Source organism: Paenarthrobacter sp. GQ52, from assembly GCF_059759005.1.
In genome coordinates this window covers 34,322-60,406 of record NZ_JCAXEJ010000013.1, presented here as the reverse complement: position 1 = coordinate 60,406, position 26,085 = coordinate 34,322, and the positions used below count along the sequence as shown (strand labels likewise).

The following is a 26,085-nucleotide window of genomic DNA, read 5'->3' as shown; positions in this document are numbered from 1 at the left end:
GTCCTTTGCGGGTACCCGCCGACGCGTTTCTCACACTCAATTGAGTCTCCTGTTGGGTAGTCCGGTGACCCCTGGCGGCAGGGGCGGCAGGCCTGCGAAGGTGCATACCATGTCGGACCAGGCTTCGAGGTGGGCTTGTACATCCTGGCTGGCCGGTGTCCAGGACGCCCGGAGCTCGATGTCTATGGTGTCCGGCCGTTCGGCCAAGGTGCCGAAGCTTTCGGACAGGATCCTGGTGGCAGTGCCGCCGGCAGCCCGATAGGGCGCGGCGCGGTTCTCCAAGGCGTCAACGAGCCAGGTCCAGGCAACAGAGCCGAGCATGGAGTCGTTCCCCATCTCTGCGTCCATTTGAGCCCGAATGTAAGTGACGATTCGGAACTCCCCCTCCCAGACAGCAGAACCGTCGGGGTCATAAAGGAGGATGAAGCGGCCAGTGGCCAGTTCGTCGTCCTCTTCGCTGGAGGAACTGCTGCCTTGGTTTGCGGCGAAGGCCTTGGCGGCCGGTCCATGGACGGGAACCTGGCGGGTGGCCGCAGTGGGGCTGAAAACTTCGGCGCCCAGGGCGACTGCGTAGGGAGCCAGGCGGGCAGGAGCGGGGATCTCGTCAAGCCGCAGTTCGCTGCGGCATTGTGCTTTTCGTAGCGATCCCAAGGCGGAGAGAAATTCCGAGGGAACCTGTGCGAGGGCGTTCACCATCGCAGATTATGCGTCCGGGGCAGCGAATCTGTGCAGGCTCGCCGCCCCGGATTGCACCTGTTACGCGTTAGGCCAGTTCGCGCTTAATTGCTGCCACGAAAGCGTCAATGTCTTCCTCCGTGGTATCGAACGAACACATCCACCGAACTTCGCGGCGGGCGGCATCCCAGTCGTAGAAGGCAAAGGATTCACGCAGCTTGTCTGCCACGCCTTCGGGAAGGATGGCGAAGACGCCGTTGGACTGTGTTGCCTGGGTTGGCTTCACGCCGTCGAGTCCTTCCACTGCCGTTCGCAGGCGGGCGGCCATGGCGTTGGCGTGGGCGGCGGAACGCAGCCAGAGGCCATCCTCCAGCAGGGCAATGAACTGGGCCGAGATGAAGCGCATCTTCGATGCCAATTGCATGTTCATCTTGCGCAGGAACTTCAGGCCGTCAGCCGCCTCCGGGTTCAGGGCCACCACGACTTCACCAAAAAGTAGTCCATTCTTGGTGCCGCCAAAGGACAGGATGTCCACGCCGGCGTCGCGGGTGAACGCGCGGAGGGGAACGTCCAGGTGCGCTGCGGCGTTCGCAAGCCGGGCGCCATCCATGTGCAGCTTCATGCCTTTGGCGTGAGCGTGGTCGGCGATGGCCCGCACTTCTTCCGGCGTGTAGCAGGTGCCGAGCTCAGTGGTTTGGGTAATGGACACCACCAGCGGCTGGGCGCGGTGCTCGTCGCCCCAGCCCCAGGCTTCACGGTCAATCAGCTCGGGCGTGAGCTTGCCGTCCTCGGTGGGCACTTGCAGGAGCTTGATCCCGCCCACCCGTTCCGGCGCACCGTTCTCGTCCATATTGATGTGTGCTGTGGAGGCGCAAATCACCGCGCCCCACCGGGGAAGGAGGGATTGCAGGGCAAGGACGTTGGCGCCGGTTCCGTTGAAGACCGGGAAGGTCTCGATGCCCGGGCCGAATTGCTGCTCCAGGACCTCCTGCAGCCGTGCCGTGTAGACGTCCTCACCGTAGGACACCTGATGCCCGCCGTTGGCGGTTGCCAGTGCTGAGAGGATCTCCGGATGTACGCCGGAGTAGTTGTCCGATGCGAACCCACGAACCGCAGGGTTATGCAGTTGACCCGCGCCGGGGGTTTCGTTGGCGCTGTGGATTGCCTCTGTTGTGCTCGTCACTTGTTCATTCACGCTTTCAAGTCTATTTGGCCGGCAGGATTCTATGGGGCCAGCAGGATGCGCTGGCCGTTGAGGGTGGCGGCGGGTTGTTCAAAGAGTCCGACGGCGGCAGCCGCCAGTTCTTCAACGTCCGTGAAGCCGGGGAATCGCCTTTCCGGATGGGCTTCCCGCATGGCTGGATCCACGAGGGCTTTGACCACGAAAATTACTGCCGCGCTGTGCTGCCCGGTGGGGGCTTCCGCGTTCCCGGCTGTTCCGGATTGCGCCCGCCGGAAACCATCCGCTACCGCCAAGGTCCAAGCTTCTGCAGCTGCTTTTGCCGCCGCGTAGCTGGCGGCTGCAGCTGTTGGAGCAGCGGCGGTGGTTGACGACACCATGGCAAAACGGCCGTGCGGGGATGCTTCAATCTGGCCGTAGAAGACCCGGGAGACGTTGCGGAGTGTGGTCACAGCGCTCCGTTCCATCGAGTCCCAGTCCTCATCCGTTTGGTCTTCGATGCCCTTGGCGCCCCGCCAGCCGCCCACCAAGTGGATCACGCCATCGATGCCCTCGATCCCGAGGTTACGGAAGCTGGCAGCAAGTTCGCGTACGGAATCCAGGCTGGAGAGATCGGAAACCAGGGGAGTTGCCCCATTGCCGGCCTCAGCCGCGGCCGCTTTGATCCGGACATCGTCCGAACCCACGGTGAGCACCTTGTGACCGGCGGCCCCCAACGCACGCGCCACGGCGATGCCCGATGCGCTGCTTCCGCCGGTCACAAGGATAGTCAGTGTGGTCATCAGGCCGCCGTCGAGCCAGTAATTCCGGTGGTGGACTCGATGACAGGGCGCATCTTCTTCTCCAGTGCTTCGTAGAACATGGACAGGGGGAACTCGTCATCCAGCACCTGGTCCGTGAGGCCGCGGGGCGGACCGTCCAAGGGCAGCGCGTCCGGGCCCTTGGCCCATACCGACGCCGGGTGGGGAGTCACGGTGCTCGAAATGAGCTCGTACGCTGCCAGCCAGTGGGCAGCCTTCGGGCGGTCGATCGAGCGCCAGTAGAGCTCCTCGATTTTGGCACCGAGTTCCACTACAACCGAGGCAGCTTCGTCCCAGTCGATGGAGAGCTTGCTGTCTGTCCAGTGGAGCACGTGGTGCTGGTGCATCCATGCGAACAGGAGCTGGCCGCCCAGGCCGTCGTAGTTACGGACGCGGCTGCCCGTGATGGCGAAACGGAAAATCCGGTCGAAGATCACTGCGTACTGGACGAGCTTTGCATGTTTGCGGGCATCGGGGTCGGCTTCTTCGTCTTTTTCAATGCGTACGGACTCACGGAACGCGGTCAGATCGCAGCGCAGTTCCTCCAGCGAGTAAAGGAAAAACGGCATCCGCTGCTTGATCATGAACGGATCGAAGGGAAGGTCCCCGCGCATGTGGGTGCGGTCGTGGATCAGGTCCCACATGACAAAGGTTCGCTGAGTCAGTTCCTGGTCCTCGATGAGCTGCGCTGCATCCTCGGGAAGTTCCAGCGACGTGGTGGCCGCAGCTGCCTTGAGGACGCGGCGGAAACGAGCGGCCTCGCGGTCGGCGAAGATGGCACCCCAAGTAAAGGTAGGGGTCTCGCGGACGGCCACCGTCTCGGGGAAGAGTACAGCCGAGTTCGTGTCGTACCCGGGAGTGAAATCCACGAAGCGGATGGGGACGAAGAGCTTATTGGAGTACTCGCCGGCCTCCAGGCCGCCAATGAACTCCGGCCAGATAACCTCGATCAGGACGGCTTCGACCAACCTGTTGGTGCTGCCGTTCTGCGTGTACATGGGGAAAACCACCAGGTGCTGGAGGCCGTCAATGCGCTGCTCCTGGGGCTGGAACGCCTGGAGGGAGTCCAGGAAGTCCGGCACCCCGAAGCCGCCCTCGACCCATCGGCCGAAGTCTTCCACCAGGAGTTCCAGGTACCGGGCATCGTGGGGGAAGTGCGGTGACAGGGCTGCGATGGCGTCAGTCACTGTGGCAACGAGGCTTGCCGCCTCGGAGTGGGCTGCGGAATCGGCAATGGAGCCGTCCTGCTCCTGGAGTGCCTGCAGTGCTGTGGCTGCAGCCTTCAGGGTCATCCATTCGGCGTTGTCGGCGGTGACACGCGGCAGGATAGTGGTGGTGATAGTGGTCATGGAGCCCGGCCCTTTCGAAGAGGTGTTTGCTTCTGGGCAGAGCGTAGCAAGCAAAAAGCGTTGCTAATCCAAGAATGGCCTGAGCATAAGAAAGTCTTGGCCATCCGGTGCATGAAGGCGGGTTGAGATTCAGTCCCGCCATAGGGAGCCCCCAAAAAACGCTGAGTTCCCGGACGGGCCGGCAAAGCGCCAGCCCGTCCGGAACTGCCTAGCTCTCTTCCGGCGTCACCAAGCGAAGCGACACGGAATTAATGCAGAACCGCTGGTCCGTGGGCGTGCCATAGCCCTCGCCCTCGAAAACGTGCCCCAGATGAGAGTCACAGTTGGCGCACCGGACTTCAACACGATCCATTCCCATGGTGCGGTCATGGAGATACCGGACCGTACCTTCGGCCAAGGGTGCCCAGAACGACGGCCAACCACAATGGGAATCAAATTTCTCCCGGCTGGTGAACAACCGGCTGCCACAAGCGCGACACTGGTACTCGCCTTCCGTGTGGGTGTCCCAGTACTCGCCCGTGTACGGCCGCTCGGTTCCCGCCTGCCGAAGAACACGGTATTCCTCGGGCGTCAGCTCCTCCCGCCACTGGGCATCGCTCTTTTCCACGGGCACAGAAGTTGTCTTGCTGGTGTTGTCAGGAGTGTTCATGTCTAATGCAACGCTCACGAGTCGCCGATAAATCCCGAACCGGCGTACAGGTGGAGGACCGGAAGACCCAGCTGATCCTGTGCCTTATTGGCCCAGTCAGTGTGGAACGTGTCAGAAATGGCATGGGGCCGGGTAATGACAACCGCCTGTGCGGCGTCCACCGCACGGACCTTCGCCACCAAGCCGGCCACGGCACCGCCGTCGACGACCTCCCCGGTGACGCCACCGCCCAACCCGGCCAACGCCGCCAGCGATGCAGCCAGCGTCTCAGAGGCCTCCGCACGCTCAGCCTCAGGGTCGGGATGCTGTGCAGTGAGCTCCCGGAACGCCTTGGCGATATCAAGCAGCGACAGGTTTTCCAGGAAGTCGACCAGAAGATGTCGCTCTGTGTTTGAGGGGACCAAGACAATAAGGGGCGCATCACCGCCGTCGAGCAATTTGGCGATATTAACGCGGTCGTCGGGGCCGAGGGGCTCTTCAGTCAGGATGACGATGGGATCACTCATGGCTACAGCGTAGTCCCGGCGAACCGCTGTCCGCAGATTTTTGGGACTCTGATTCACGCGCCAGGATTCGCGGGCCGATCGCCGCGCGGTCCACGCCTGCCCCAAGCACCGCCGCTGAGCAGCAACAATGGAACCATGGCATCGACTACCCCGCCAGCGAGCGACGCTGCAGACAAGAAACTCTCCCTCCGAACCAAATGGGCCATCGCAGGATTCCTGGCCGGCGGTACCGTAGCCGGTCTGGTAGGCGCGGGATCCTCGGCGCTCGCCGTGTATTTTGCCCGCCGTGTCATCACGCCCGCAGCCCGGCACGAGGACCAGGAAGTACTAGCCGTAATCCGCGGTGACAAGGGACCTCAGGTCATTCTTGCGGCCACCCCTGATACCACCATCGACGGCGTCTTCAGCCTCTTCTTCTCCGGCGGCCAAGGACATGCCAGGATCGGCCGGATTGTGTCCTATTCGCCCGCCGAGCAAACCGTACTGCGCGAGGTCGAGGAAGTTTACAGTGGCAACCTCCCGGAGGCGCGCCGTGCTTGGTGGAGCGGTGCAACGTACCCGGACCCGGCCGCGATCGGCCTTGCGGCCGAGGACGTGGACATAGAGATCGACGGCGGGAAAGCACCTGCCTGGCTGATCCGGGCCGAAGCTTCGGCCGCGGCGCCAGTCTGCGCCATCATGGTCCACGGCCGCGGAGCCACGCGCCTGGAAGGCCTTCGTGCCGTCCGCACTGCACGGGAACTCGGTATGGACAGCCTGTTGATTTCCTACCGTAATGACGGACTTGCCCCCGCCGCGCCGGATGGGCGATACGGCCTCGGTTCCACGGAATGGCGCGACGTTGAGGCCGCGGTCGAATACGCACTGGATCAGGGTGCGCAGGAAATAGTTTTGTTTGGCTGGTCCATGGGCGGGGCGATCAGCCTGCAAACAGCGGACCTGTCCAAGCACCGCCACCTCATCCGCGCGTTGGTACTGGATGCCCCGGTCATCAATTGGGTTAATGTCATGGCCCACCACGCCGAGATGAACAGGATCCCCTACAACGTAGGACGGTATGGACAGATGATGCTGAGCCATCCCTTGGGACGCAGGCTGACCGGACTATCTGCGCCTGTGGACCTGAAAGCCATGGACTGGGAAGCGCGGGCAGTCGAGTTGCGGACCCCCACATTGCTGATCCACAGCGTGGACGACGACTACGTGCCCTTCGGGCCTTCCGCGAGCCTTGCGGAGAAGAACCCCGAGATGGTCACCTTTGAGCCGTTCGACGGCGCCCGGCACACCAAAGAGTGGAACGTGGACCCCGAACGCTGGGAGCGCCTGGTCCGCGCCTGGCTCCAGAGGCAACTGGCTCCCCGAAACAATCCCGGGCAGACGGGCGCCACCGGGCAGCCTGGCTGAGGAACCCCGGAGTTGCGGGTGGCCAGGCGGCTTCGGTTTCGGTTAGCCCTTGATGCTCGAGGCAGTGCCGATGGGAGCCGTGATGGCCTTGGTAAGCCGGATGAGATCGGCCGGAGCCAGCTCTATGTCCAGTCCACGGCGGCCTCCGGACACAAGGAGGGTAGCCAAGTCCAAGGCAGACTCGTCAAGGACTGTGGGGGAGGCCTGCCGCTGTCCCAGCGGTGATATGCCTCCCAGCACATATCCGGTGCGTCGTTCGGCGGCCTTGGGATCGGCCATTGCTGCCTTCTTGGCTCCGAGGGCTGCTGCGACGGACTTTAGGTCGAGGTTCCCGGACACCGGAACGATGGCCACAGCCAGGCGGCCTTCAACCTCCACCATGAGGGTCTTGAAAACCCGTTCAGGCTCAATGCCCAGGACTTCCGAGGCCTCCATGCCGTAACTGGCCGCCGACGGATCGTGCGCATAGGGGTGCAACACGAAGGGAACGCCAGCCGCTGCAAGTGCTGCAGTAGCCGGCGTTCCCTGTGAAGCCATCTTCTTGGCCATACCTGTGGTTGTGCCCTTCAGTTTTCCAGCGGGTCAGTTTTCCAGCCGGCTGGCGGCTGCGACTTTCCGCTTGATACGCCCCAGCATGGCGGTCATTCCCCGCATGCGCAGGGGAGTGATGGCCCGGGTGAGGCCCAGCAACTCCGGCATATCGTCGGGCACGGCAAGGATTTCCTCTGCAGTCAATCCATCCAGGCCCTCGTGCAGGACCCCTGCGAAGCCGCGGGTTGTGGGCGCTTCCTGAGGAGCCTTGAAGAAGAGCCGGTAGGCGCGGGCGCCGCCGTCGGGATTTTTCTCGGACTCAATAGTGAGAAACAACGGTGACTGGCACTCCACAACCTGTTCCAGCAGTTCAGGGTGGTCCTTCAAGCGCTCCGGAAGCTCCGGCAAGCCCCTCGAGAATTCGAGCAGGAGTTGCAGGCGGTCAGGCTCCGTCAGTGCCTGGAAGTCATCGACGATTTCCGCCAGGGCGGTGGGCAAAGTGTTCGTACTCATCACTTCCAGCTTACGCACAACAGCGGTCAATGCATCTTGTGTGGCCGAACACTACGGATGCCTTATTTCCTGCCTTGGTGCTAACCGCGCCCCTAGTTGCTGACGAGGGACGCAGGAACGGAACCGCGCTCGGCGCCCTTGACGATGGGAACCCGCACAGCGTTGCCCCACTCGGTCCAGGAGCCGTCGTAGTTGCGGACAGTGTCGAAGCCCAGCAGGTACTTCAGCGCGAACCAGGTGTGGCTGGAACGCTCGCCGATGCGGCAGTAGGCCACCACGTCATCGCCGGGTTCCAAGCCAGCCTCGCCGAGGTACAGGGCTTCGAGCTCTTCACGGCTCCGGTAAGTGCCGTCTTCAGCCGCAGCGCGTGCCCAGGGGATGGACGCGGCGGTGGGAATGTGGCCCCCGCGCAGCGCGCCCTCTTCGGGGTAGGCCGGCATGTGCGTGCGCTGTCCCGTGTATTCCTCAGGGGAGCGGACATCGATGAGGGGATTGCCCAAGTGTGCCAGGACGTCTTCCTTGAACGCGCGGATCGGAGCATCATTGCGCTCCACCTCCGGGTATTCACCCACTGAGGGCTGTGTGACGTCGGTGGTCAGCTCGCGTCCTTCGGCGATCCACTTGTCGCGGCCACCATCGAGGAGGCGGACATCCTCATGGCCGAACAGCGTAAAGACCCAAAGCGCGTAGGCAGCCCACCAGTTGGACTTGTCACCGTAGATGACCACGGTGCTGTCGCGGGAGATGCCCTTGGAGGCGGCGAGGGCGGCAAAAGCGGCGCCGTCCACGTAGTCGCGGGTGACCTCGTCATTCAGGTCGGTGTGCCAGTCAATCTTGACGGCGCCCGGGATGTGGCCGGTTTCGTAGAGAAGAACGTCTTCGTCGGACTCGACAACCACAAGCTTGCCATCGGCAATGGCGCCGTCTGCAAGGGCTGCCGCGAGCCACTCAGTGGACACAAGGCGTTCGGGGTTCGCATACGATGCAAACTTTTCGTTCTGTTCAACTCGGTAGGACATGGTGATGGCCTTTCACTGACAACGGTCGGAGCCAGGCCGTGGAAGGTGGTGCAGGTGCCGGCCGGGCGTGCTCCAACACTAACCACGGGCAGCGAGTAATGCTTCCCTGTGGTCATACGGTGAAACATGGGCTTGGTCACGTGGCGGTTTTCCGAGTGTCCAATGCCGGTATTCTTGCTGGGGACCTAATACCGAAGGAACGGACCACCGTGGTAAAGATCGAACAACTGGCTGCCCGCACACCGGCAGTCTCCGTGGAGGAACTCCTCAAGGGTTTCTACCCGTCTCCGCGATTCGGAGAGGTATCGTTCGACAGCTACCGGCCAGATCCTTCCCAGCCGAGCCAGGCAAACGCAGTGAAGCTGCTTTCCGCATTTGCCGACGGCGTGGGATCCGATGACGGTGGCGGTCTCTTCAAGAAGTTGTTCGCCAAGAAGGCGCCTGCAACGAGGGCAGGAATCTACCTCGACGGCGGTTTTGGTGTGGGTAAGACCCACCTCCTGGCTTCCCTTTGGCACAGGTCGCCGGGCCCGAAGGCCTTCGGTACGTTTGTGGAATACACCAACCTCGTGGGTGCGCTGTCCTTCCGCAAGACCGTGGAAGCACTGAGCAGCTACAAGCTGGTGTGCATCGACGAATTCGAACTTGATGATCCCGGAGACACCGTGCTCATGTCCCGGCTCATGCGTGAACTCGCCGACGCCGGTGTGAAGCTCGCGGCCACGTCCAACACGCTTCCCGGTTCCTTGGGTGAAGGACGCTTCGCGGCAGTGGACTTCCAGCGCGAAATACAGGTTCTCGCCGACCAGTTCGACGTCGTCAGGATCGACGGCGAAGACTTCCGCCACCGCGGTTTGCCCGCGGCTCCCGCACCGCTCAAGACCGAAGAGCTTAAGCACCGTATGCGTGCTGAGTTCGACGGTAAGACTGTGGCTGTGGACGATTTCCGCACTCTGGTCAACCATCTGGCCGCCGTCCACCCCAGCCGTTACCGGCAGCTTATCTCGGGGGTGGAGGCCGTGGTGTGGAGCGACGTCGAAACCATCACCGAGCAGGCGGTCGCCCTCCGCTTTGTGGTTCTGGCGGACCGGCTCTATGACAAAGACGTGCCGATCCTTGCCAGTGGCGTACCTTTCGATCAGCTCTTTACCGAAGAGATGATGACCGGTGGCTACACGAAGAAGTACTTCCGTGCTGTGTCCAGGCTGACGGCTCTGGCCCGTGAGGCCCAAAACCACGAGCCTGCCTGACCCAGGGTTTCTGCCTGCTTCAGGATTTCTGAACAGGTTTGCGGCTCTTCAGCATCCACCGCACCAGGATGCCGCCTGCCAATGCCCAGAAAGCAGCGCCAACGCCGGCGAAGCTCAGGCCTGATGCTGCCAGCAGGAAGGTGATGCAGGCGGGAATACGTTCCTCGGCAACCGCCAGTGCAGACGAGATGGACGAGGCCAGCGTCCCCAGGAGTGCGAGTCCGGCCACGGTCTCGAGAAGTCCGGGCGGTGCTGCAGCCACCAAGGTGACAAGTGCCGCTGAGGCAGCGGCCAGGATCAGGTAGGCAAAGCCTGAGACGAACGCTGCGAACCACCGCCTGCCATGGTCTTTGCCTGCCTCCTCACCCGCAGCCAAGGCTGCGCTCAGGGCAGCCAGGTTGATCGCATGGCCTCCAAACGGCGCTCCCGCGATGGTGCCCGCTCCGGTCACAAGCATCGACGGCCGCCAGGGGGTGGTATAGCCGAACGACTTCAGTACCGCGACGCCGGGAATGTTCTGTGACGCCATGGTGACGATGAAGAGGGGCAGTGCCAAACCCACCGCAGCTTCCACGGTAAATGCCGGTGTGGTCCACTCCAGCCTTGGCAGGAGGCTGCCGCCGGGAATCTGAACGCCGTTGGACACGATGTGGACGCCTACTACCGCCAGCGCGACGAGCAGCGATGCCGGCACCGACCAACGTGGTGCGAATTTCATCAGGACCACCCAGCACACCACCACTGGTGCGATGAACAGGGGAGCCGATCCCAACGATTTGAAGGGTGCGAGGCATAGCGGGAGTAGCACGCCGGCGAGCATTGCCTGCGCCAGTGCGGTGGGGATCTTCGCCATGATCCTGCCCAGGACGGGAAGTAGCCCGGTCAGGACGATCAGCACCCCGACGATCAGGAACGCACCCACAGCAGCCGGCCAGCCGCCGTCGACCATTCCAGCGGAGGCGAGCAGCGCCGCCCCGGGCGTCGACCACGCCAAAGTTACGGGCATCCGGGACCGGCGCGAGAGCCACAGGATTCCCAGTCCAAAGGTGAGCGTCAGCGCTAATAGGCCGCTGGATGCTTGTGCCTGGTTCGCCCCCACAGCCTTCAAACCCGCCAGGACCACAGCGAATGACGAGGTGAAACCCACGAGGGCGGTGACGATGCCTGCTGTGATGGGTGGTCCCAGCGTCTCCTTGGCGGCGCGGCTTTGGACGGCAGGGGCGGAAGCTGAAGGCATAACGTCCAACGTACCTGACCAGCCGGTTTAGCGGCTGCCCGTTAAACGCCAAGGGCACCGGTGGCGCCTCTCGGCGGGACCGGTGCCCCCTTGACGTATCTGGTACGGCGGCTCAGGCAGCTACGGCTGCTTCGGCTCATCCGTGACGGGAGCCTGTCCAGGCTTACCGTCGTTCTTGGCCACGAAATCGGAAGCGGCATTCTGGACTTTGTCGACGTGACCGGCGTACTTGCCGCCCGTCTTCTGGTCCACAAAATCCCCGGCCTTGTCGATGCCATTCTTGATGGCTTCTTCGTTGCCTTGAATGAGACCCTGAGCCTTGCCCTTCAGGTCGTCAATTAAACCCACGGGCACCTCCCTTCCATTCGCGGAGCCAGTTCGCTCCTCCGCGTCCGACCCTAACACCAGTTCTCCGGGGTGCCAAGGGTTCGGCGGCGGCCTGTGGACGAACTACGCCAACGGCTTATTTTCGACCTTGTGGCGCGGGCTGTCCGGATTCATGAGGGAGTGCCTGCGGCCGTAGGCGAAGTAGATGATCAGGCCGATGACCAGCCAGGCCCCGAACCGCACCCAGGTTTCCCAGTGGAGCTGGAACATCAGGAATGCCGATGCCAGGACACCGAACGCGGGGACCACCGGCATAAACGGCAAACGGAACGTGCGCGGAGCGTTGGGCTTGGTGTAGCGGAAGACGATCACGGAAATGCAGACCACCACAAAGGCAGCCAGGATGCCGATGTTGGTGAGGTCGGCAACTTCCTTGATGGGGAAGACACCGGCGAGGAACGCCGAGGCAACACCTGCGATCCACGTGACGCGCTGCGGAGTGCCGTGCCGGTCAGTCTTGGCGAACCAGCCGGGGAGAAGGCCGTCACGGCTCATGGAGAACCACACTCGGGTGACGCCCAGCAGGAAGGTGAGCATAACAGTGAGGATGGACAGCACCGCGAATACCGAAATGATGGTGGCGATGACAGGCAATCCGACTCCGGTGAACGCCGAAGCGAAGCCGGCCGTCGGATCAATGTCCTTGTAGTTCTGCATGCCCGTGAGCACGAGTGTCGCGGCAACGTAGAGCAGCATGGCCACGATGAGGGAGAGGATGATGGCCTTGGGCATGTGCTTCTTGCCGTCCTTGGCCTCTTCTGCGGCGGTGCTCATGGCGTCATAGCCGAAGACGGCGAAGAAGACGGTGGCGGCACCGGCCAGGACCGGGCCGAAGCCACTGGGCATGAACGGGTTGTAGTTCTCGGTGTTGATGTAGAAAATACCCAGGCCGATGATGAACAGGATCAGGATGACCTTGATGGCAACGGCTACCAGTTCAAACCGGCCGAATGCCTTGGTGCCCCGGCTCAGGATCCAAGTGACCAGGAGGCAGACGAAGATGGCCGGCAGGTTGATGATGCCGCCCTTGCCCTCATCAGCGGTGGACGTCATCCACGTGGGCATATGGATTCCGATGCCGGACAGGAAGGCGTCGAAGTAACCGGAAATCCCGATGGCCACCACAGCCACGATGGCGATGTACTCAAGGAGGAGATCCCAGCCGATGAACCAGCCGATGATCTCTCCCAGGGCTACGTAGCCGTAGGTGTAGGCCGATCCGGCTCGGGGGATCATGCCGGCGAATTCGGCGTAGGACAATGCTGCTGCACCGGAGGCGAGACCGGCGATGAGGAACGAGAAGAGCACGGCAGGGCCGACGCCCGGGTTGCTCTCGCTGCCGTGGGCTACCAGCCCGGCCAGCGAGAAGATGCCGACGCCGATAATTCCGCCGACGCCGATGGCTGTCAGTTGCCAGAGGCCAAGACTCTTAAAAAGTCCGCTGTGTTTGTTCTCTTCCTCGATATCGTCGATGGGCTTGCGCCGCAGGACGGACTTGGAAGCCGTCATTTGGTTCATGGGGGTACTCCTGCCGGTAGGCGTGGAACGGTGATGAGCTCGCAGTACATTATGCGAGCCGAATCACATTAGATAAAGCGACTTCTTCTGAGGGGTATCGGTTACTTCCATTAATCAATTGGGTTGTGGCCGAATCCGGGCATAAAAAAAGCAGCTCCGAAGAGCTGCTTTCCCTATTTGGAGCGGACGACGAGATTCGAACTCGCGACATCCACCTTGGCAAGGTGGTGCTCTACCAGCTGAGCTACGTCCGCACATGTTGCCTGCCGGGCTGATGCCTGGCGTTCAACAACAAACAAGTTGCCTTGTTCTGGTGGGCGATACTGGGATCGAACCAGTGACCTCTTCCGTGTCAGGGAAGCGCGCTACCGCTGCGCCAATCGCCCGTTACCGGGTCCTTCAAAAGGAGAGCGGACGACGAGATTCGAACTCGCGACATCCACCTTGGCAAGGTGGTGCTCTACCAGCTGAGCTACGTCCGCACATGTTGCCTGCCGGGCTGATGCCTGGCGTTCAACAACAAACAAGTTGCCTTGTTCTGGTGGGCGATACTGGGATCGAACCAGTGACCTCTTCCGTGTCAGGGAAGCGCGCTACCGCTGCGCCAATCGCCCATGCATCCAGCCAACAGCTGGAAGACATGGTTTTCACCGAGGTGGGTACGGGATTCGAACCCGTGTATACGGCTTTGCAGGCCGCTGCCTCGCCTCTCGGCCAACCCACCGTGTAAGCAGGATTCCGAGGAATTCTTGCCTTGACAGTGCCTTGCGAGCGGACGACGAGATTCGAACTCGCGACATCCACCTTGGCAAGGTGGTGCTCTACCAGCTGAGCTACGTCCGCAGTGTCGTTTCGGCGGGCAGCCCTGCAGGCATTCCGTCGCTTTCCGACGAGTAAAAACTCTATAGGAGGTTCCTGCAAACTCCAAATCGGTAGCCTGCTTTTGATCGAGGAGCCCGCTGGATCCTTGTATTTACGCGGAATTCCGTAAGTTTCATTGCTGTAATTCCACTCTTGTAGTTCTAAGTGAGGCCGGGGGTCATGATCCGTTTTGCATTCCGGCACTGGTCCGTTAGTGTTTTCTATGCACCGGGCGATTGGCGCAGTGGTAGCGCGCTTCGTTCACACCGAAGAGGTCACTGGTTCGAACCCAGTATCGCCCACCACCTGTTTGCAAATGGTTAAACCCCGTTTGGACTGATTGAGTCAGTCCGGACGGGGTTTTTCTGTGCAGCAGGCTTGTTTGGCGGATTGCGGGTTCCTGCGTCACGAACTGCGTGGACGCGACACACATCAGCATGCGCGAACAAGAAGACCCGGACTTGCCTGCGGCCAAGGCCGCGGCCTCCACGGAACCTGCCACGCCCTTCGCGGATCTCGCGCTGACCGCCCCGATCCTCGCTGGCAAGCTCGCCCGGCTGTCCCCTGAGCAGCTGGCGCTGATCTTCCCGCGGATGAATTCTGTCGGCCCTCTGTGACACAGTCTTTGTATGACTGCTCCACTGCTTGCCCACGCTACTGACTACGGCCGGATGTACGCCCGATCCACAACTGAGCAATTTTCCGTGCCGTCCATTACTACGGTGATCGGACAACAGGCGCACGCCTTGGACGGGTGGTTCAGTTACATGGGGGCGAGCAGCCTTGCCGCGGATCCGGAGCTTCCTTCGATTCTCGGAAGCCCGGCGAAAATCCGTCAGGCAATCAACAAAGCTTCCAAAGCCGCGGAGGTTTACCGGGATGCGGCGGCCGCACGAGGTGACCGCGTCCACACTTACTGCGAACAGGTAGCGTTGCGGGCGATGGGTCGTCCGCACCGGATGCAGGAATGCAGGGACGACCTCGCTGCCCATGGTGAACAGGCCTTCGCTGCGCGCTTTGACGAATGGTGGGACCTCTACCGGGTGGAGCCACTCGCGCCCGAGATCACTGTATGGAACAAGACGGTGGGTTATGCCGGGACGTTGGATCTCGTTGCCCGGATCAACGGCCGCATCTGCCTGATTGACTACAAAACCAAGGGAACCACCAGAGACGGAACAGTCAAGGCTTTGGATGACAAAGTGGTCATGCAACTCGCGGCCGGGATGAAGGCCGAGGAAAGCCTGGTGGATCCTGTTGCGGGTGAATGGGAGCCGTGGAAATACGGAGACAACCCCATGCTGCTCGCGGTGGCCATCGGTGAGACCGAAGTCCGGCCGCAGCGGGCCAACCCCGACATCCTCAAGCACCATTGGTGGAAGTTCTGCGCCTTGCGGCGGGTATGGGAGATGTCAGCGGACGTTGTCGCTGCGGGGCAGCCACTGCTTCCTGTTGCTCCGCCGGTCTTTGCGTCAGCCGGGGCGGCACCGACACCGGCCTTGTCCTCAACTAAACTGGCTTAGGCTCCGCAACAACCGGAACCTGGTTTGACGATCGTGAGGACTGACAGCAGATGGCAATTTTGAGTATCCGAATCATCGGGGACCCGGTGCTGCGCACCGTAGCTGACCCCGTCACCGATTTCGGTCCGGAGCTCGCCAAGCTGGTAGCTGACATGACGGAAACCATGGAGGACGTTGAGGGTGCAGGTCTCGCCGCGCCGCAGGTGGGCGTCAGCCAGCGCGTGTTTACCTATCGCATCGGGGGAGTGGAAGGCCACATCATCAACCCGGTCCTGGAAAACAGTGAGGATTTCCAGCCGGACGAGGTGGAGGGTTGCCTTTCCATTCCCGGCCTGGGCTTCCCTGTGCGTCGCTTTCGGGCCACCCGGGCAACCGGCGTGGACCTGAACGGCAATCCGGTCTCGGTGGAGGCTGAAGGCATGCTCGCACGTTGCTTCCAGCACGAGACAGATCACCTTGATGGGGTCCTGTATACCGACAGGCTGGAAGGCGACGACCGTAAGGCCGCCCTCCGCGCTATCCGGAACGCCAACTACCACGCGATTACCGAGCAAACCACGTCCAAGCGCGCCAGTTCCGTCGGGTCCAGTTTTGGCGGCGGAAGCTTCGGGGCGCCCGAGTGAGGGTACTCTTCGCCGGAACACCGGCTGTGGCTGTGCCGTCGTTGGACGCGCTGATTAAGGCGGGCTTCGACGTCGTGGCCGTTCTAACGCGGCCGGATGCGCCCGTGGGCCGCAAACGTGTCCTGACTCCTTCGCCTGTGGCTGCACGGGCTATGGAACTCGGTATAGAGGTCATTCGCGCGGCAAAGGTCGACGCCGACACGACGGCCAGAATCGCGGAGTTCGCTCCCGACGTCGCCGCCATTGTTGCCTACGGCGGCATCGTCCCCAAAGCTGCCTTGGGTGTCCCGAGGCACGGCTGGGTCAATCTGCACTTCTCCCTGCTTCCGGCATGGCGCGGTGCTGCCCCCGTGCAGCGTTCCATCATCGCGGGCGACGACGTCACCGGGGCCGTTACATTCCAGCTTGAAGAAGGCCTCGATACCGGGCCTGTATTCGGGACACTGACCGAAACAGTTCGTCCTGAAGATACCGCTGGCGATCTCCTCGAGCGCCTGTCCATCAGCGGCGCGGTTCTGCTGAGCCAGACCCTTTCCGCTATTGACGCGGGTCAGGCCGCTCCGCAGCCTCAAAACGGGGAGATCTCCCTTGCCCCCAAACTGACACTCGACGACGGGCGCTTGGACTGGCAGCAGCCGGCCCTTGCTTTGAACCGCCGTGCGCGCGGAGTTACTCCAGAACCCGGCGCATGGACAACTTTTGAAGGCCAAAGGGTCAAACTTGAACCGGTAGCTCTCCGTCCCGATGTCAAGGACCTTCCTCCGGGAAGCATCCGGGTGGAGTGCAAGTCGGTTCTGGTGGGTACAGGTTCCCATGCAGTGGAGCTTGGCCGGATCCAACCGGCAGGTAAGAAAATGATGTCGTCGGCCGACTGGGCCCGCGGCTTGGCAACACCCGAGAGAGTGGTATTCGAATGAGCGAGTCCGGCCGCCGAGGCCCCAACAACAGCGGGAGCCGGGACGGCAGCGGGGCGGGAAACCGAGACTCGCAGGGCAACCGTGGAGCCCGTGGGGAGAGCAAGCGCAACGCCCAGGGCCGCGAGCGAAACAGGGGACCGCAGAGGGGCTTCACCAATAACGCTCCGTCGCAGCGCACCCGCCGCGCAGATCCAGCCCGATTGGTGGCTTTTGAAGTGCTCCGCGCGGTTGCTTCCGAAGATGCCTACGCAAATCTTGTGCTTCCGGCGCGCATCCGGGAACACCGCCTCGACCGTCGGGATGCCGGATTTGCCACTGAATTGAGCTACGGGGCCTTGCGCGGGCAGGGTACCTACGATGCCATTCTTGCCCGTTGCGTGGACCGCCCCCTGGAGCAATTGGATCCTGCAATTCTGGATGCCCTGCGAATCGGTGCGCACCAGCTGCTCTCCATGCGGGTTCCGGCCCATGCCGCGCTGGACCAGACCGTCGGCCTGGCACGCGCGGTTATCGGCGCCGGCCCGTCGGCCCTTATCAATGCGGTACTTCGCAAGGTCACTGCGCACAGCATGGCCGAGTGGCTTGAGATCCTGCTGGATGATGAATCCGATGAAACCAAGATCGCAGCCTTGCGCCATGCGCACCCTGAATGGATTGTCCGGGCACTTCGCCAATCGTTGGTGAACCATGGTCGGCCCAAAAACGAAATCGACGCCCTCCTGGAGGCAGATAACGCCGCCCCGGTGGTCAACTTGGTGGCCTTGCCAGGACTGGGGAACCTCGACGAGGCATTCGATAATGGAGCCACCGCCGGTGAGTTGGTGGAGGATTCAGCACTCTCCGCTGGCGGAGACCTCGGCCGTTTCGAATCGGTCCGGCGGGGAACGACGCGTGTTCAGGACGTCGGATCACAGCTTGTGGCGCGTGCTCTGGCCGGAGTCGAGCTGGGGGAGCCGCCAGCACCGGGTGAGCGATGGCTGGACCTGTGCGCCGGCCCCGGGGGTAAGGCGGCTCTTTTGGCTGCCCTGGCCTACCGCGACGGCGCAACTCTCCTGGCCAACGAGCCTGCACCACACCGGGCCAAACTTGTTCAGCAAGCGCTCTCGGCTGTTCCCAAAGAGGCTTGGACAGTGCGGACCGGTGATGGTCGTGAAGTGGGCGCGGAGCAGCCCGGGACTTTTGACCGTGTGCTCGTGGACGTACCTTGCAGTGGTCTTGGGGCGCTGCGACGGCGGCCCGAATCGCGGTGGCGCCGTTCGCCCAAAGACATCGGAGATTTGGGTCCGCTGCAGCGTGATTTGCTGAAGTCCGCGCTTGACGCCGTCAGGCCTGGTGGCGTCGTAGCCTACGTGACGTGTTCGCCGCATCCAGCCGAAACCACGGCTGTTGTTACTGACGTGTTGGCCAAGCGCGGGGACCTTGAACTCCTCGACGCCGGACAGGCGTTGGATGATGTCAGCCTCACCGGTAGCCTCGGCGCTGGTCACGAGCTCACAGCCCAGTTGTGGCCGCACGTGCACCAGACAGATGCCATGTTCATGGCGATCATCCGCAAGAAGCCGTAGCTAGCAACCCTTAGACCTTCACCGAGCTTTCGACTATCACCCATTAGAGGGGGCTGCCTTGTCTCAGTGCTGTATCAACCCGAGCATCCTTTCAGCGGATTTCGTCAACCTTGAGGCGGAACTCCAACGGATCAGCAATGCGGATGCCGTCCACGTGGACGTCATGGACAATCACTTCGTACCCAACCTGACGCTTGGACTGCCGGTGGTGCAGAGAATTCAAGCGGTCAGCCCGGTTCCGCTGGACGCGCATTTGATGATTTCCGACGCCGACCGCTGGGCACCTGCCTACGCGGATGCAGGTGTTGCTTCAGTGACTTTCCATGCCGAAGCTGCCATGGCGCCGGTCAAGCTGGCCCGCGAGCTACGGGCCCGCGGGTCCAAGGCAGGTATGGCCCTGCGCCCGGCAACGCCCGTGGAGCCCTACCTGGACATGCTTAGCGAGCTCGACATGTTGCTGATCATGACGGTGGAGCCCGGATTCGGGGGACAGTCATTCCTGGACATCACCTTGCCCAAGATCCGTCGTGCCCGGGCGGCGATCGAAGGTTCGGGCATCGGCGTTGCCATCCAGGTGGATGGCGGCATCACTGAGGAGACCATTGTTCGGGCCGCTGAGGCAGGGGCCAACGTATTCGTTGCGGGCTCGGCAGTTTATGGGCATCAGGACCCTGCGGAAGCGATCGAACGGCTCCGCGCTGCGGGCCAGGCTGCTTCCGCGACGAAAGCCTGACGACCGTCACCATATGTTACGAAGATGGCCCGGGAATAGCCCGGACATCTTGGTAGTTGTGGCAGAATAACAACACACATACGTGCTCCGGGGTCGGTGTAAGTCCGAACCGGCGGTTATAGTCCGCGACCCGCGAGCCATTGGATTCCAAGAAATTGGGCATCCGGTGGCGGACGGTTGAACTGGTGAAATTCCGGTACCGACAGTTAAAGTCTGGATGGGAGAAGCACGTACAGTCATGCCTTGGGCGTTCCTTTTGCGAACGCCCGGCATTGCGCTGTCGTACACCCCCGGAGTCATCGCGGCTTACTGGGAAGGAACGGCATGGACTTTCTGCGATGGCTCTTCGAAGCACAGATCCCCGTTGGAGGATCTGCTCTTGTCTTACGCGAAGTGCTTGGAAACATCTTTGGGCTCCTCAGCGCCCTCGGCGGTATGCGCCGCAAAGTCTGGGCTTGGCCAATCGGCATCGTCGGTAACATCCTCCTGCTCACGGTCTTCCTGGGCAACGTCTTCGGCGCAGCAGCGCCAGCCACCTTGTGGGGACAAGCCGCACGCCAAATCATGTTCATCGCCGTCGCCATCTATGGCTGGTACCGGTGGCAGCAGGGCCGGCAATCAAGCACCCAAGGGCGCGCCATCGTCCCCGGTTGGGCCAGCAATAAGGTCCGCATCGCCCTGATTGGTGCGATGGTGGCCGGCACAGCAGCACTGACGCCCTTGTTCGACGCCCTTGGCTCCTACCCGCCCGTTTGGGCCGATGCTTGGACCTTCATGGGATCCTTGCTGGCAACCTACGGTATGGCCCGTGGATGGACCGAGTTCTGGCTGATCTGGGTGGCCGTAGACATTGTGGGCGTGCCGCTCCTGTTCAGCGCTGGTTACTACGCCAGCGCGGTCATGTACCTGTTCTACGGGTTCTTCACCCTCGCAGGGTTCTTCGTATGGTGGCGGGCAGAAAAGCGTGAACGCGCCGTCCCCGCTGCCAGCCCGGCAGCTGCCGTTTCTGCGGGAGCGATCCTGTGAGCTTCGCCAACACGCCTTACACCGCCGCCGAAAAAGCGGCCATGGAGGCCGCATTGACCGCGGCCCTGGCGGGTCCCCGCGGAGCCAACCCGCTGGTCGGGGCGGTAATCCTCAGTCCTGAGGGCGAGCATCTGGCAACTGGTTATCACCGGGGAGCCGGAACGGCCCATGCCGAAGCGGACGCGATTTCCGAAGCCCGCAAGAAGGGTATGGACACCGTCGGAACCACCATGGTGGTCACTCTGGAGCCCTGCAACCATGTGGGTCGCACCGGACCCTGCGCCCAAGCGATCATTGCCGCGGGAATCGCTAAGGTGATTTACGCCGTCGACGATCCCCATGACCCCGCCGCAGGCGGTGCGCGTACGCTCACGGCCGCCGGTGTTGACGTCAGCTCGGGACTGGAAGGCGGAAAGGCGCTGGACCTGAACCGTGACTGGTTCGACGCCGTCGCGGCCAAGCGTCCGTTCGTCACCTTGCATATCGCCCAGACCCTGGACAGCCGCATCGCAGCGGTGGATGGCACCAGCCAGTGGATCTCCTGTCCGGAGTCGCTTGCCGACAACCATGGACTGCGCGGACTCATTGACGCGATCCTGGTGGGCACCGGGACCGTGCTGGTCGACAACCCGCGGCTCACGGCCCGAACCCCGGACGGCGAACTTTCACCTCATCAGCCAATACGAGCCGTCATGGGCTTGCGGGACGTCCCCCAAGACGCTGCGGTCCGCGGAACTGATGGGCGTTTCGTCCACCTGCCCACGCGGGATCCGGCGGAAGCGTTGGGCATGCTGTTCGAGCAGGGGGTCCGTCATCTCATGGTGGAAGGCGGCTCTTCGATTCTGAGCACGTTCCTCGCCGCAGACCTGGTGGACGAACTGATCGTCTACCTGGCCCCGACGCTGCTGGGATCCGGAACTCCTGCCCTGAACGACCTCGGTATCACCACGCTGGAGGACGCCCAGCACTGGTCTTGGGATGAAGCCGGCGGTGGCGCTGTGCGCATCCTCGGCAATGACCTTCGGCTCCATCTGCGGTCCCCACGAGGGGCCGCCAGCACTATCAAGAATTCGGTTCCGCAGAACAATTTGGCTTCACACAGTGAAGCTGCGGAATATGTCACGGGAGGACACTGATGTTTACGGGAATCGTTGCTGAGCAAGGCACTGTGCTGGGCATTGAGCACGACGGCGATACCAGCGCAACGTTGAGGCTGAAAGCGCCCACCACCGCGGAGGGATTGCCCCTAGGCGGTTCCATCGCCGTCAATGGAGTTTGCCTGACAGCCACCCGGATCGACGGACAGGACTTCAGCGTGGATGTCATGGGGGAGACCCTGGTCCGGACGACCATCGGCGAGCTGGCCCAGGGAGATGCCGTGAACCTGGAACGCTGCGTTCCGGCCGGCGGGCGGCTGGACGGCCATGTTGTCCAAGGCCATGTGGACGGTGTGGGTGAACTGCTGGAACGCGAGCCGCTGGGAAACTGGGACCGGCTGCGGTTCGGAGTGCCGGCCCCGCTGGCACGGTACATCGCCGAAAAGGGTTCGATCGCCGTCGACGGTGTTTCGCTCACCGTGACCGCCGTCAGTCCTGCGGCCGAAACGGCACCGTGGTTTGAAGTGGGACTGATCCCCACCACGCTGGAAGAAACAGGCTTGGGGGCCAAAGCGGTGGGCGGCCGCGTGAACCTTGAAGTTGATGTTCTGGCCAAGTACACCGAACGACTGCTGTCCTTCGCGCCTGTCCAGGGAGGCGCACGATGAGCGCGCCCGCCAAGACAACTCCCGCCGGCACGCATCGTACCGGTCTCGATCCTGTTGAATCCGCTATCGCGGCGATGGCCGCTGGGCAGGCCGTGATCGTGGTGGACAACGAAGATCGCGAGAATGAAGGCGACATTATCTTCGCAGCGGAACATGCCACTCCGGCCCTCATGGGCTGGACCATCCGGTATTCATCCGGCGTCATCTGTGTTCCGTTGGACGGAGAACGTGCGGACGCCCTGATCCTGCCGCCGATGGTGGAGATCAACGAGGACGCCAAAGGAACCGCCTACACCGTTTCCTGCGACGCCGCGATCGGAGTCAGCACCGGAATTTCAGCCACTGACCGCGCCTTGACGGCCCGGATTCTGGCAGATCCAAGCAGTACTCCGGCATCGATCACCCGCCCCGGGCATATTTTCCCGTTGCGGGCAGTTAACGGGGGAGTGCGTGAACGTCCAGGTCACACGGAAGCTGCCGTGGACCTGTGTCGTCTTGCCGGGCTGGCTCCGGTGGGTGTGATCGCAGAGTTGGTACATGACGACGGTGAAATGATGCGGCTGGACAGCTTGCGAGATTTTGCCGCTGAACATGGATGCCCCCTCATCTCGATCGAGGACCTGGTGTCGTATGTTGAGGCGGTAGAGTCCCAGTCGGCACATGTTTCACAGGAGGACGAGGAGAAGCGATGACCGCATCGACCACACGCAACAGCGACCACACCGGCCCCGCGCCGCACCCTGTGTCCGGTGGGCCGATTGTGCAGTTGCCTACGGCTTTTGGTGACTTCGTGGCACAGGCGTGGACGGACCTTGAAACCGGGCACGAGCACCTTGCCGTGAGTTCCCCGAACCCGCCCGCGGGAGGCCGCGCACCCTTGGTACGGCTGCATTCCGAGTGCCTTACCGGTGATGTGTTCGGTTCCTACCGCTGCGACTGCGGAGAACAGCTGGCTTTCGCACTGGAACTCATCCACGCAGAGGGCGGAACCCTGCTCTACCTGCGCGGCCAGGAGGGCCGTGGCATCGGGCTGGCCAACAAGATCAAGGCATACGCGCTGCAGGAAGCCGGCTTCGATACTGTTGAAGCCAATGAGCAGCTGGGTTTGCCGGTTGACGCGCGCTCCTACGCTGCGGCAGGTCAGATCCTGGCCGAGATGGGCCTCCACGAAGTCCGTTTGCTGAGTAACAACCCGGATAAGCAGCACCGCTTGGACAAGGCCGGGGTAACTGTTGTGGAGATGGTGCCCACCGAAGTGCCTTCCCGTGAACAGAACCTGCGTTACCTGCAGACCAAGAAGGACCGGATGGACCACCGGCTGACGCTCGATGTCGAGCCGGTCAGCAATGGCAAGACACCGGCACCCAACCCCTTTGACAACAACCAAGACTGATCGGATTCACAGCAAACATGAGCGGCCACGGCGCACCCACTATTGACCTCACCACCCTCAACCCCGAGGAAACCTCGCAGCTGAAGCTCGCCATTGTGGCGGCAAGCTGGCACACGCAGATCATGGACGGATTGGTTGACGGCGCCCTGCGCGCAGCCAAGGAAGCCGGCATTGCGGAACCCACGCTGCTGCGGGTTCCGGGCAGCTTTGAGCTTCCCGTTGCTGCGGCCAGGCTCGCGCCGCACTTTGACGCCGTCGTAGCACTTGGCGTGGTTATCCGCGGCGGAACGCCGCACTTCGACTACGTCTGCCAGGCCGCGACGTCGGGCCTCACCGACGTCAGTGTCCGCACCGGCGTACCGGTCGGGTTCGGCGTCCTCACCTGTGACACCGAGCAGCAGGGCATCGACCGTGCAGGCCTTCCCGGTTCCAAGGAGGACAAGGGCCACGAAGCAGTGACCGCTGCCTTGGCCACGGCTGTGACACTCAAGCAGTTCAGCTAGAAGCATTGGCTCGAAGGGGATGTGGGTGTGTCTTCACTCACATCCCCTTCGTCATGCAACGCCCCAACAAGCGGTGGTCGCCCCCGAGCAAGTAGTCTGGAGGGCGTGAAGAATTTCGAGACGCTGTTCGCAGAACTGAGTGAGAAAGCAGCGACCCGCCCGGCAGGCTCGCGCACGGTTGCCGAACTGGACTCCGGAATCCACGGCATCGGCAAAAAGGTGGTCGAAGAGGCCGCCGAAGTCTGGATGGCCGCGGAGTACGAATCGGACGAAGCCGCTGCTGAGGAAATTTCCCAGTTGCTCTACCACCTGCAGGTCCTCATGCTCGCCAAGGGCCTCAGCCTGGAGGACGTTTACAAGCATCTCTAGCCACGCCACTCCGCCTGCCTTTTGCGGAGCCCCCTGCGTGGCCAACGTGCCTGAAAACCTCCATTCCAAAAAGAAAGTCTCCCAATGCTCCGTGTAGCAGTCCCCAACAAGGGATCCCTGTCCGAAGCCGCCTCGGCAATGTTGTCCGAGGCCGGTTACCGCCAGCGCCGCGACACCCGCGAACTGGTCATGGTTGATCCCGACAACGACATTGAGTTCTTCTTCCTGCGTCCCCGCGACATCGCTGTTTACGTAGGCCAGGGAACCCTGGACGTCGGCATCACTGGCCGCGACCTCTTGCTTGACGCCAAGGTGGAAGCCGAAGAGCTGCTTCCCCTGGGCTTCGCCCCGTCCACGTTCCGGTTTGCTGGTCCCGTAGGTGACTTCACCGGCGTCGAGCAGCTTGAAGGCAAGCGCCTGGCCACCAGCTACGACGGACTTCTGCGCGACTACCTCGCCGAGCGAGGCGTCAACGCCAAGGTGGTCCGCCTGGACGGAGCCGTGGAGTCTTCCGTGCGCCTCGGCGTGGCGGATGCCATTGCCGACGTCGTTGAAACAGGCAACACCCTCAAGGCTGCCGGTATGGAAATCTTTGGCGATCCCATCCTGAAGTCCGAGGCCGTGCTGATCCGCCGCTCCGGCTCCGGTGGCGCCGCCAACGGAACGGCCAAGGAAATCGAGATCCTCATTCGTCGCCTGCAGGGCGTTCTTGTGGCACGCCAGTACGTGCTGATGGATTACGACATCCGCAAGGACCTTGTGGAAGACGCAGCAGCCCTGACCCCTGGTTTGGAGTCACCCACGGTCTCGCCGCTTCGCGATTCCGAGTGGGTTGCCGTGCGGTCCATGGTTCCCAAGAAGGAAACCAACCGCATCATGGACGAGCTGTACGACCTTGGCGCGCGCGCCATCCTGGTCAGCAGCATCCACGCCTGCCGTATTTGAGCCGCGTAACAACAGCTGAGCACAAAGAACTGAGGAGCAGCACATGGCTGTAGCCGTACGCGTCATACCCTGCCTGGATGTCGACGCCGGCCGCGTCGTCAAGGGCGTCAACTTTGAAGGACTCCGCGACGCCGGAGACCCGGTGGAGCTTGCCCACCGATACGACAATGGCGGGGCCGATGAACTCACGTTCCTTGATGTCACAGCATCGTCCGGAAACCGCGAAACCACGTTCGACGTCGTCCGCCGTACAGCGGAGGAAGTCTTCATTCCCCTGACCGTGGGTGGAGGCGTCCGTGGTGTTGCCGAGGTGGACAAGCTCCTGCGCTTTGGTGCGGACAAGGCGTCCATCAATACCGCTGCCGTTGCCCGGCCCGATGTCATTGACGAAATCACCCGCCACTTCGGCTCGCAGGTGCTGGTGCTCTCCGTGGATGCGCGCCGTACGCGCGAAGGCGACCAGCCGACGTCGTCCGGTTTCGAAGTGACCACCCACGGTGGCCGCACCGGGACCGGAATCGACGCCATTGCCTGGGCCAAGGAAGCAGCCGATCGGGGTGTGGGAGAAATCCTGCTCAACTCGATCGACGCGGACGGCACCAAGGACGGATTCGATCTCGAATTGATTCGCCTGGTTCGTGCCGCGGTGAACATTCCGATCATCGCTTCGGGTGGGGCAGGAGTGCCTGCGCACTTCCCGCCTGCTGTGGAGGCAGGCGCCGACGCAGTACTGGCGGCATCCGTGTTCCACTTCGGCCCGGACGACATGATTGCCCAGGTCAAGACTGCGATTCGAGACGCCGGGTTCGAAGTCCGCTAGCTTTCAGGCTTAACAGCAAGGGAG

Annotated in this window: 29 protein-coding genes, 7 tRNA genes and 1 riboswitch; of the genes, 18 read left to right on the top strand and 18 right to left on the bottom strand. The window is 62.4% G+C overall.

Features of this window, described 5'->3' with window-relative positions; all coding sequences use genetic code 11:
• Positions 1–36 precede the first annotated feature (36 nt).
• The 6 genes from AC6CH8_RS16075 to AC6CH8_RS16050 form a co-directional block, all read right to left on the bottom strand.
• On the bottom strand, positions 37–696 hold the full coding sequence (locus AC6CH8_RS16075) for a DUF3000 domain-containing protein (RefSeq protein ID WP_091466756.1): 660 nt from the start codon (positions 694–696) through the stop codon (positions 37–39).
• 67 nt (positions 697–763) lie between these two features.
• Positions 764–1,870 (bottom strand): threonine aldolase family protein, encoded by a 1,107-nt coding sequence (locus AC6CH8_RS16070; RefSeq protein WP_498191474.1) that lies wholly within the window; start codon positions 1,868–1,870, stop codon positions 764–766.
• 29 nt (positions 1,871–1,899) lie between these two features.
• A complete protein-coding gene (locus tag AC6CH8_RS16065) occupies positions 1,900–2,637 on the bottom strand; it encodes an SDR family NAD(P)-dependent oxidoreductase (RefSeq protein ID WP_498191473.1) in 738 nt (245 codons plus the stop codon).
• Entirely contained in the window at positions 2,637–4,004 is a 1,368-nt protein-coding gene (locus tag AC6CH8_RS16060) for a DUF6421 family protein (RefSeq protein ID WP_498191472.1), read from the bottom strand. Before AC6CH8_RS16060 ends, AC6CH8_RS16065 begins: the two co-directional genes overlap by 1 nt.
• A gap of 208 nt (positions 4,005–4,212) precedes the next feature.
• On the bottom strand, positions 4,213–4,653 hold the full coding sequence (gene msrB / locus AC6CH8_RS16055) for a peptide-methionine (R)-S-oxide reductase MsrB (protein ID WP_091467647.1): 441 nt from the start codon (positions 4,651–4,653) through the stop codon (positions 4,213–4,215).
• Between the two features lie 14 nt (positions 4,654–4,667).
• The gene (locus AC6CH8_RS16050; RefSeq protein ID WP_091467649.1) at positions 4,668–5,159 is read right to left on the bottom strand and encodes a hypothetical protein; all 492 of its coding nucleotides are present in this window, start codon (positions 5,157–5,159) and stop codon (positions 4,668–4,670) included.
• 135 nt (positions 5,160–5,294) lie between these two features.
• Between AC6CH8_RS16050 and AC6CH8_RS16045 the strand changes: the two genes are divergently transcribed.
• Positions 5,295–6,563 (top strand): alpha/beta hydrolase family protein, encoded by a 1,269-nt coding sequence (locus AC6CH8_RS16045; protein ID WP_498191471.1) that lies wholly within the window; start codon positions 5,295–5,297, stop codon positions 6,561–6,563.
• Between the two features lie 42 nt (positions 6,564–6,605).
• On the opposite strand, the gene ybaK is transcribed toward AC6CH8_RS16045, so the two are convergent.
• The 3 genes from ybaK to AC6CH8_RS16030 form a co-directional block, all read right to left on the bottom strand.
• Positions 6,606–7,112 carry a Cys-tRNA(Pro) deacylase gene (ybaK, locus tag AC6CH8_RS16040; protein WP_178995488.1) on the bottom strand — a complete coding sequence of 169 codons (507 nt, stop codon included), beginning with the start codon at positions 7,110–7,112 and terminating at the stop codon, positions 6,606–6,608.
• Between the two features lie 33 nt (positions 7,113–7,145).
• Positions 7,146–7,607 (bottom strand): SufE family protein, encoded by a 462-nt coding sequence (locus AC6CH8_RS16035; RefSeq protein ID WP_178995486.1) that lies wholly within the window; start codon positions 7,605–7,607, stop codon positions 7,146–7,148.
• 92 nt (positions 7,608–7,699) lie between these two features.
• Entirely contained in the window at positions 7,700–8,626 is a 927-nt protein-coding gene (locus AC6CH8_RS16030; RefSeq protein ID WP_498191470.1) for a sulfurtransferase, read from the bottom strand.
• A gap of 209 nt (positions 8,627–8,835) precedes the next feature.
• Here AC6CH8_RS16030 and zapE point away from each other — a divergent pair, with 209 nt between their 5' ends.
• The gene (gene zapE, locus AC6CH8_RS16025; RefSeq protein WP_091466765.1) at positions 8,836–9,876 is read left to right on the top strand and encodes a cell division protein ZapE; all 1,041 of its coding nucleotides are present in this window, start codon (positions 8,836–8,838) and stop codon (positions 9,874–9,876) included.
• A gap of 19 nt (positions 9,877–9,895) precedes the next feature.
• Here the strand turns inward: zapE and AC6CH8_RS16020 are convergent, their stop codons facing one another.
• The 9 genes from AC6CH8_RS16020 to AC6CH8_RS15980 all read right to left on the bottom strand — a co-directional run bounded on the left by AC6CH8_RS16020 (position 9,896) and on the right by AC6CH8_RS15980 (position 13,861).
• Positions 9,896–11,113: a benzoate/H(+) symporter BenE family transporter gene (locus AC6CH8_RS16020; protein WP_498191469.1), complete on the bottom strand. Its 1,218-nt coding sequence runs from the start codon at positions 11,111–11,113 to the stop codon at positions 9,896–9,898.
• A gap of 120 nt (positions 11,114–11,233) precedes the next feature.
• A complete protein-coding gene (locus tag AC6CH8_RS16015) occupies positions 11,234–11,467 on the bottom strand; it encodes an antitoxin (protein WP_091466768.1) in 234 nt (77 codons plus the stop codon).
• Between the two features lie 96 nt (positions 11,468–11,563).
• Positions 11,564–13,018: an amino acid permease gene (locus tag AC6CH8_RS16010; RefSeq protein WP_498191468.1), complete on the bottom strand. Its 1,455-nt coding sequence runs from the start codon at positions 13,016–13,018 to the stop codon at positions 11,564–11,566.
• A 178-nt stretch (positions 13,019–13,196) separates the two neighbouring features.
• Positions 13,197–13,272 (bottom strand) — tRNA-Gly (locus AC6CH8_RS16005).
• Between the two features lie 57 nt (positions 13,273–13,329).
• A tRNA-Val gene (locus AC6CH8_RS16000) sits at positions 13,330–13,404 on the bottom strand.
• 23 nt (positions 13,405–13,427) lie between these two features.
• Positions 13,428–13,500: transfer RNA gene (locus AC6CH8_RS15995), tRNA-Gly, on the bottom strand.
• A 57-nt stretch (positions 13,501–13,557) separates the two neighbouring features.
• A tRNA-Val gene (locus tag AC6CH8_RS15990) sits at positions 13,558–13,632 on the bottom strand.
• A 39-nt stretch (positions 13,633–13,671) separates the two neighbouring features.
• Positions 13,672–13,742: transfer RNA gene (locus AC6CH8_RS15985), tRNA-Cys, on the bottom strand.
• Between the two features lie 46 nt (positions 13,743–13,788).
• A tRNA-Gly gene (locus tag AC6CH8_RS15980) sits at positions 13,789–13,861 on the bottom strand.
• Positions 13,862–14,109: 248 nt separating this feature from the next.
• On the opposite strand from AC6CH8_RS15980, the gene AC6CH8_RS15975 reads away from it, so the two are divergent.
• The 16 genes from AC6CH8_RS15975 (at position 14,110) to hisF (ending at position 26,061) form a co-directional block, all read left to right on the top strand.
• Positions 14,110–14,184, top strand: a tRNA-Val gene (locus AC6CH8_RS15975).
• A gap of 132 nt (positions 14,185–14,316) precedes the next feature.
• Positions 14,317–14,496, top strand: coding sequence for a hypothetical protein (locus tag AC6CH8_RS15970; protein WP_498191467.1), 180 nt, complete (start codon positions 14,317–14,319; stop codon positions 14,494–14,496).
• Positions 14,497–14,508: 12 nt separating this feature from the next.
• Positions 14,509–15,402 (top strand): cytochrome, encoded by an 894-nt coding sequence (locus AC6CH8_RS15965; protein ID WP_091466771.1) that lies wholly within the window; start codon positions 14,509–14,511, stop codon positions 15,400–15,402.
• 50 nt (positions 15,403–15,452) lie between these two features.
• Entirely contained in the window at positions 15,453–16,025 is a 573-nt protein-coding gene (def, locus tag AC6CH8_RS15960) for a peptide deformylase (protein WP_498191466.1), read from the top strand.
• Positions 16,022–16,942 carry a methionyl-tRNA formyltransferase gene (gene fmt, locus AC6CH8_RS15955; RefSeq protein WP_498191465.1) on the top strand — a complete coding sequence of 307 codons (921 nt, stop codon included), beginning with the start codon at positions 16,022–16,024 and terminating at the stop codon, positions 16,940–16,942. The genes def and fmt overlap by 4 nt, the downstream gene beginning before the upstream one ends.
• On the top strand, positions 16,939–18,507 hold the full coding sequence (locus tag AC6CH8_RS15950) for an RsmB/NOP family class I SAM-dependent RNA methyltransferase (RefSeq protein ID WP_498191464.1): 1,569 nt from the start codon (positions 16,939–16,941) through the stop codon (positions 18,505–18,507). Before fmt ends, AC6CH8_RS15950 begins: the two co-directional genes overlap by 4 nt.
• 58 nt (positions 18,508–18,565) lie before the next feature.
• Positions 18,566–19,240, top strand: coding sequence for a ribulose-phosphate 3-epimerase (rpe, locus tag AC6CH8_RS15945; RefSeq protein ID WP_498191463.1), 675 nt, complete (start codon positions 18,566–18,568; stop codon positions 19,238–19,240).
• Between the two features lie 78 nt (positions 19,241–19,318).
• A riboswitch (FMN riboswitch) is annotated at positions 19,319–19,474 on the top strand.
• A 90-nt stretch (positions 19,475–19,564) separates the two neighbouring features.
• Entirely contained in the window at positions 19,565–20,266 is a 702-nt protein-coding gene (gene pnuC, locus AC6CH8_RS15940) for a nicotinamide riboside transporter PnuC (protein WP_498191462.1), read from the top strand.
• Positions 20,263–21,402 (top strand): bifunctional diaminohydroxyphosphoribosylaminopyrimidine deaminase/5-amino-6-(5-phosphoribosylamino)uracil reductase RibD, encoded by a 1,140-nt coding sequence (gene ribD / locus AC6CH8_RS15935; protein ID WP_498191461.1) that lies wholly within the window; start codon positions 20,263–20,265, stop codon positions 21,400–21,402. Before pnuC ends, ribD begins: the two co-directional genes overlap by 4 nt.
• On the top strand, positions 21,402–22,031 hold the full coding sequence (locus tag AC6CH8_RS15930) for a riboflavin synthase (protein WP_420180807.1): 630 nt from the start codon (positions 21,402–21,404) through the stop codon (positions 22,029–22,031). Before ribD ends, AC6CH8_RS15930 begins: the two co-directional genes overlap by 1 nt.
• Positions 22,028–22,723, top strand: coding sequence for a 3,4-dihydroxy-2-butanone-4-phosphate synthase (gene ribB / locus AC6CH8_RS15925; RefSeq protein WP_420180808.1), 696 nt, complete (start codon positions 22,028–22,030; stop codon positions 22,721–22,723). Before AC6CH8_RS15930 ends, ribB begins: the two co-directional genes overlap by 4 nt.
• Positions 22,720–23,424, top strand: a complete 705-nt coding sequence (ribA, locus tag AC6CH8_RS15920) for a GTP cyclohydrolase II (protein WP_178995464.1) — start codon at positions 22,720–22,722, stop codon at positions 23,422–23,424. The genes ribB and ribA overlap by 4 nt, the downstream gene beginning before the upstream one ends.
• A 17-nt stretch (positions 23,425–23,441) precedes the next feature.
• Entirely contained in the window at positions 23,442–23,927 is a 486-nt protein-coding gene (ribH, locus tag AC6CH8_RS15915; RefSeq protein WP_014921429.1) for a 6,7-dimethyl-8-ribityllumazine synthase, read from the top strand.
• A 105-nt stretch (positions 23,928–24,032) separates the two neighbouring features.
• Positions 24,033–24,296, top strand: coding sequence for a phosphoribosyl-ATP diphosphatase (locus tag AC6CH8_RS15910; RefSeq protein ID WP_018778638.1), 264 nt, complete (start codon positions 24,033–24,035; stop codon positions 24,294–24,296).
• Positions 24,297–24,380: 84 nt separating this feature from the next.
• On the top strand, positions 24,381–25,241 hold the full coding sequence (gene hisG, locus AC6CH8_RS15905; protein ID WP_017197405.1) for an ATP phosphoribosyltransferase: 861 nt from the start codon (positions 24,381–24,383) through the stop codon (positions 25,239–25,241).
• A 43-nt stretch (positions 25,242–25,284) separates the two neighbouring features.
• Complete coding sequence (hisF, locus tag AC6CH8_RS15900; RefSeq protein ID WP_091466787.1) at positions 25,285–26,061, top strand: imidazole glycerol phosphate synthase subunit HisF; 777 nt, start codon at positions 25,285–25,287, stop codon at positions 26,059–26,061.
• The last annotated feature ends 24 nt before the right edge of the window (positions 26,062–26,085 follow it).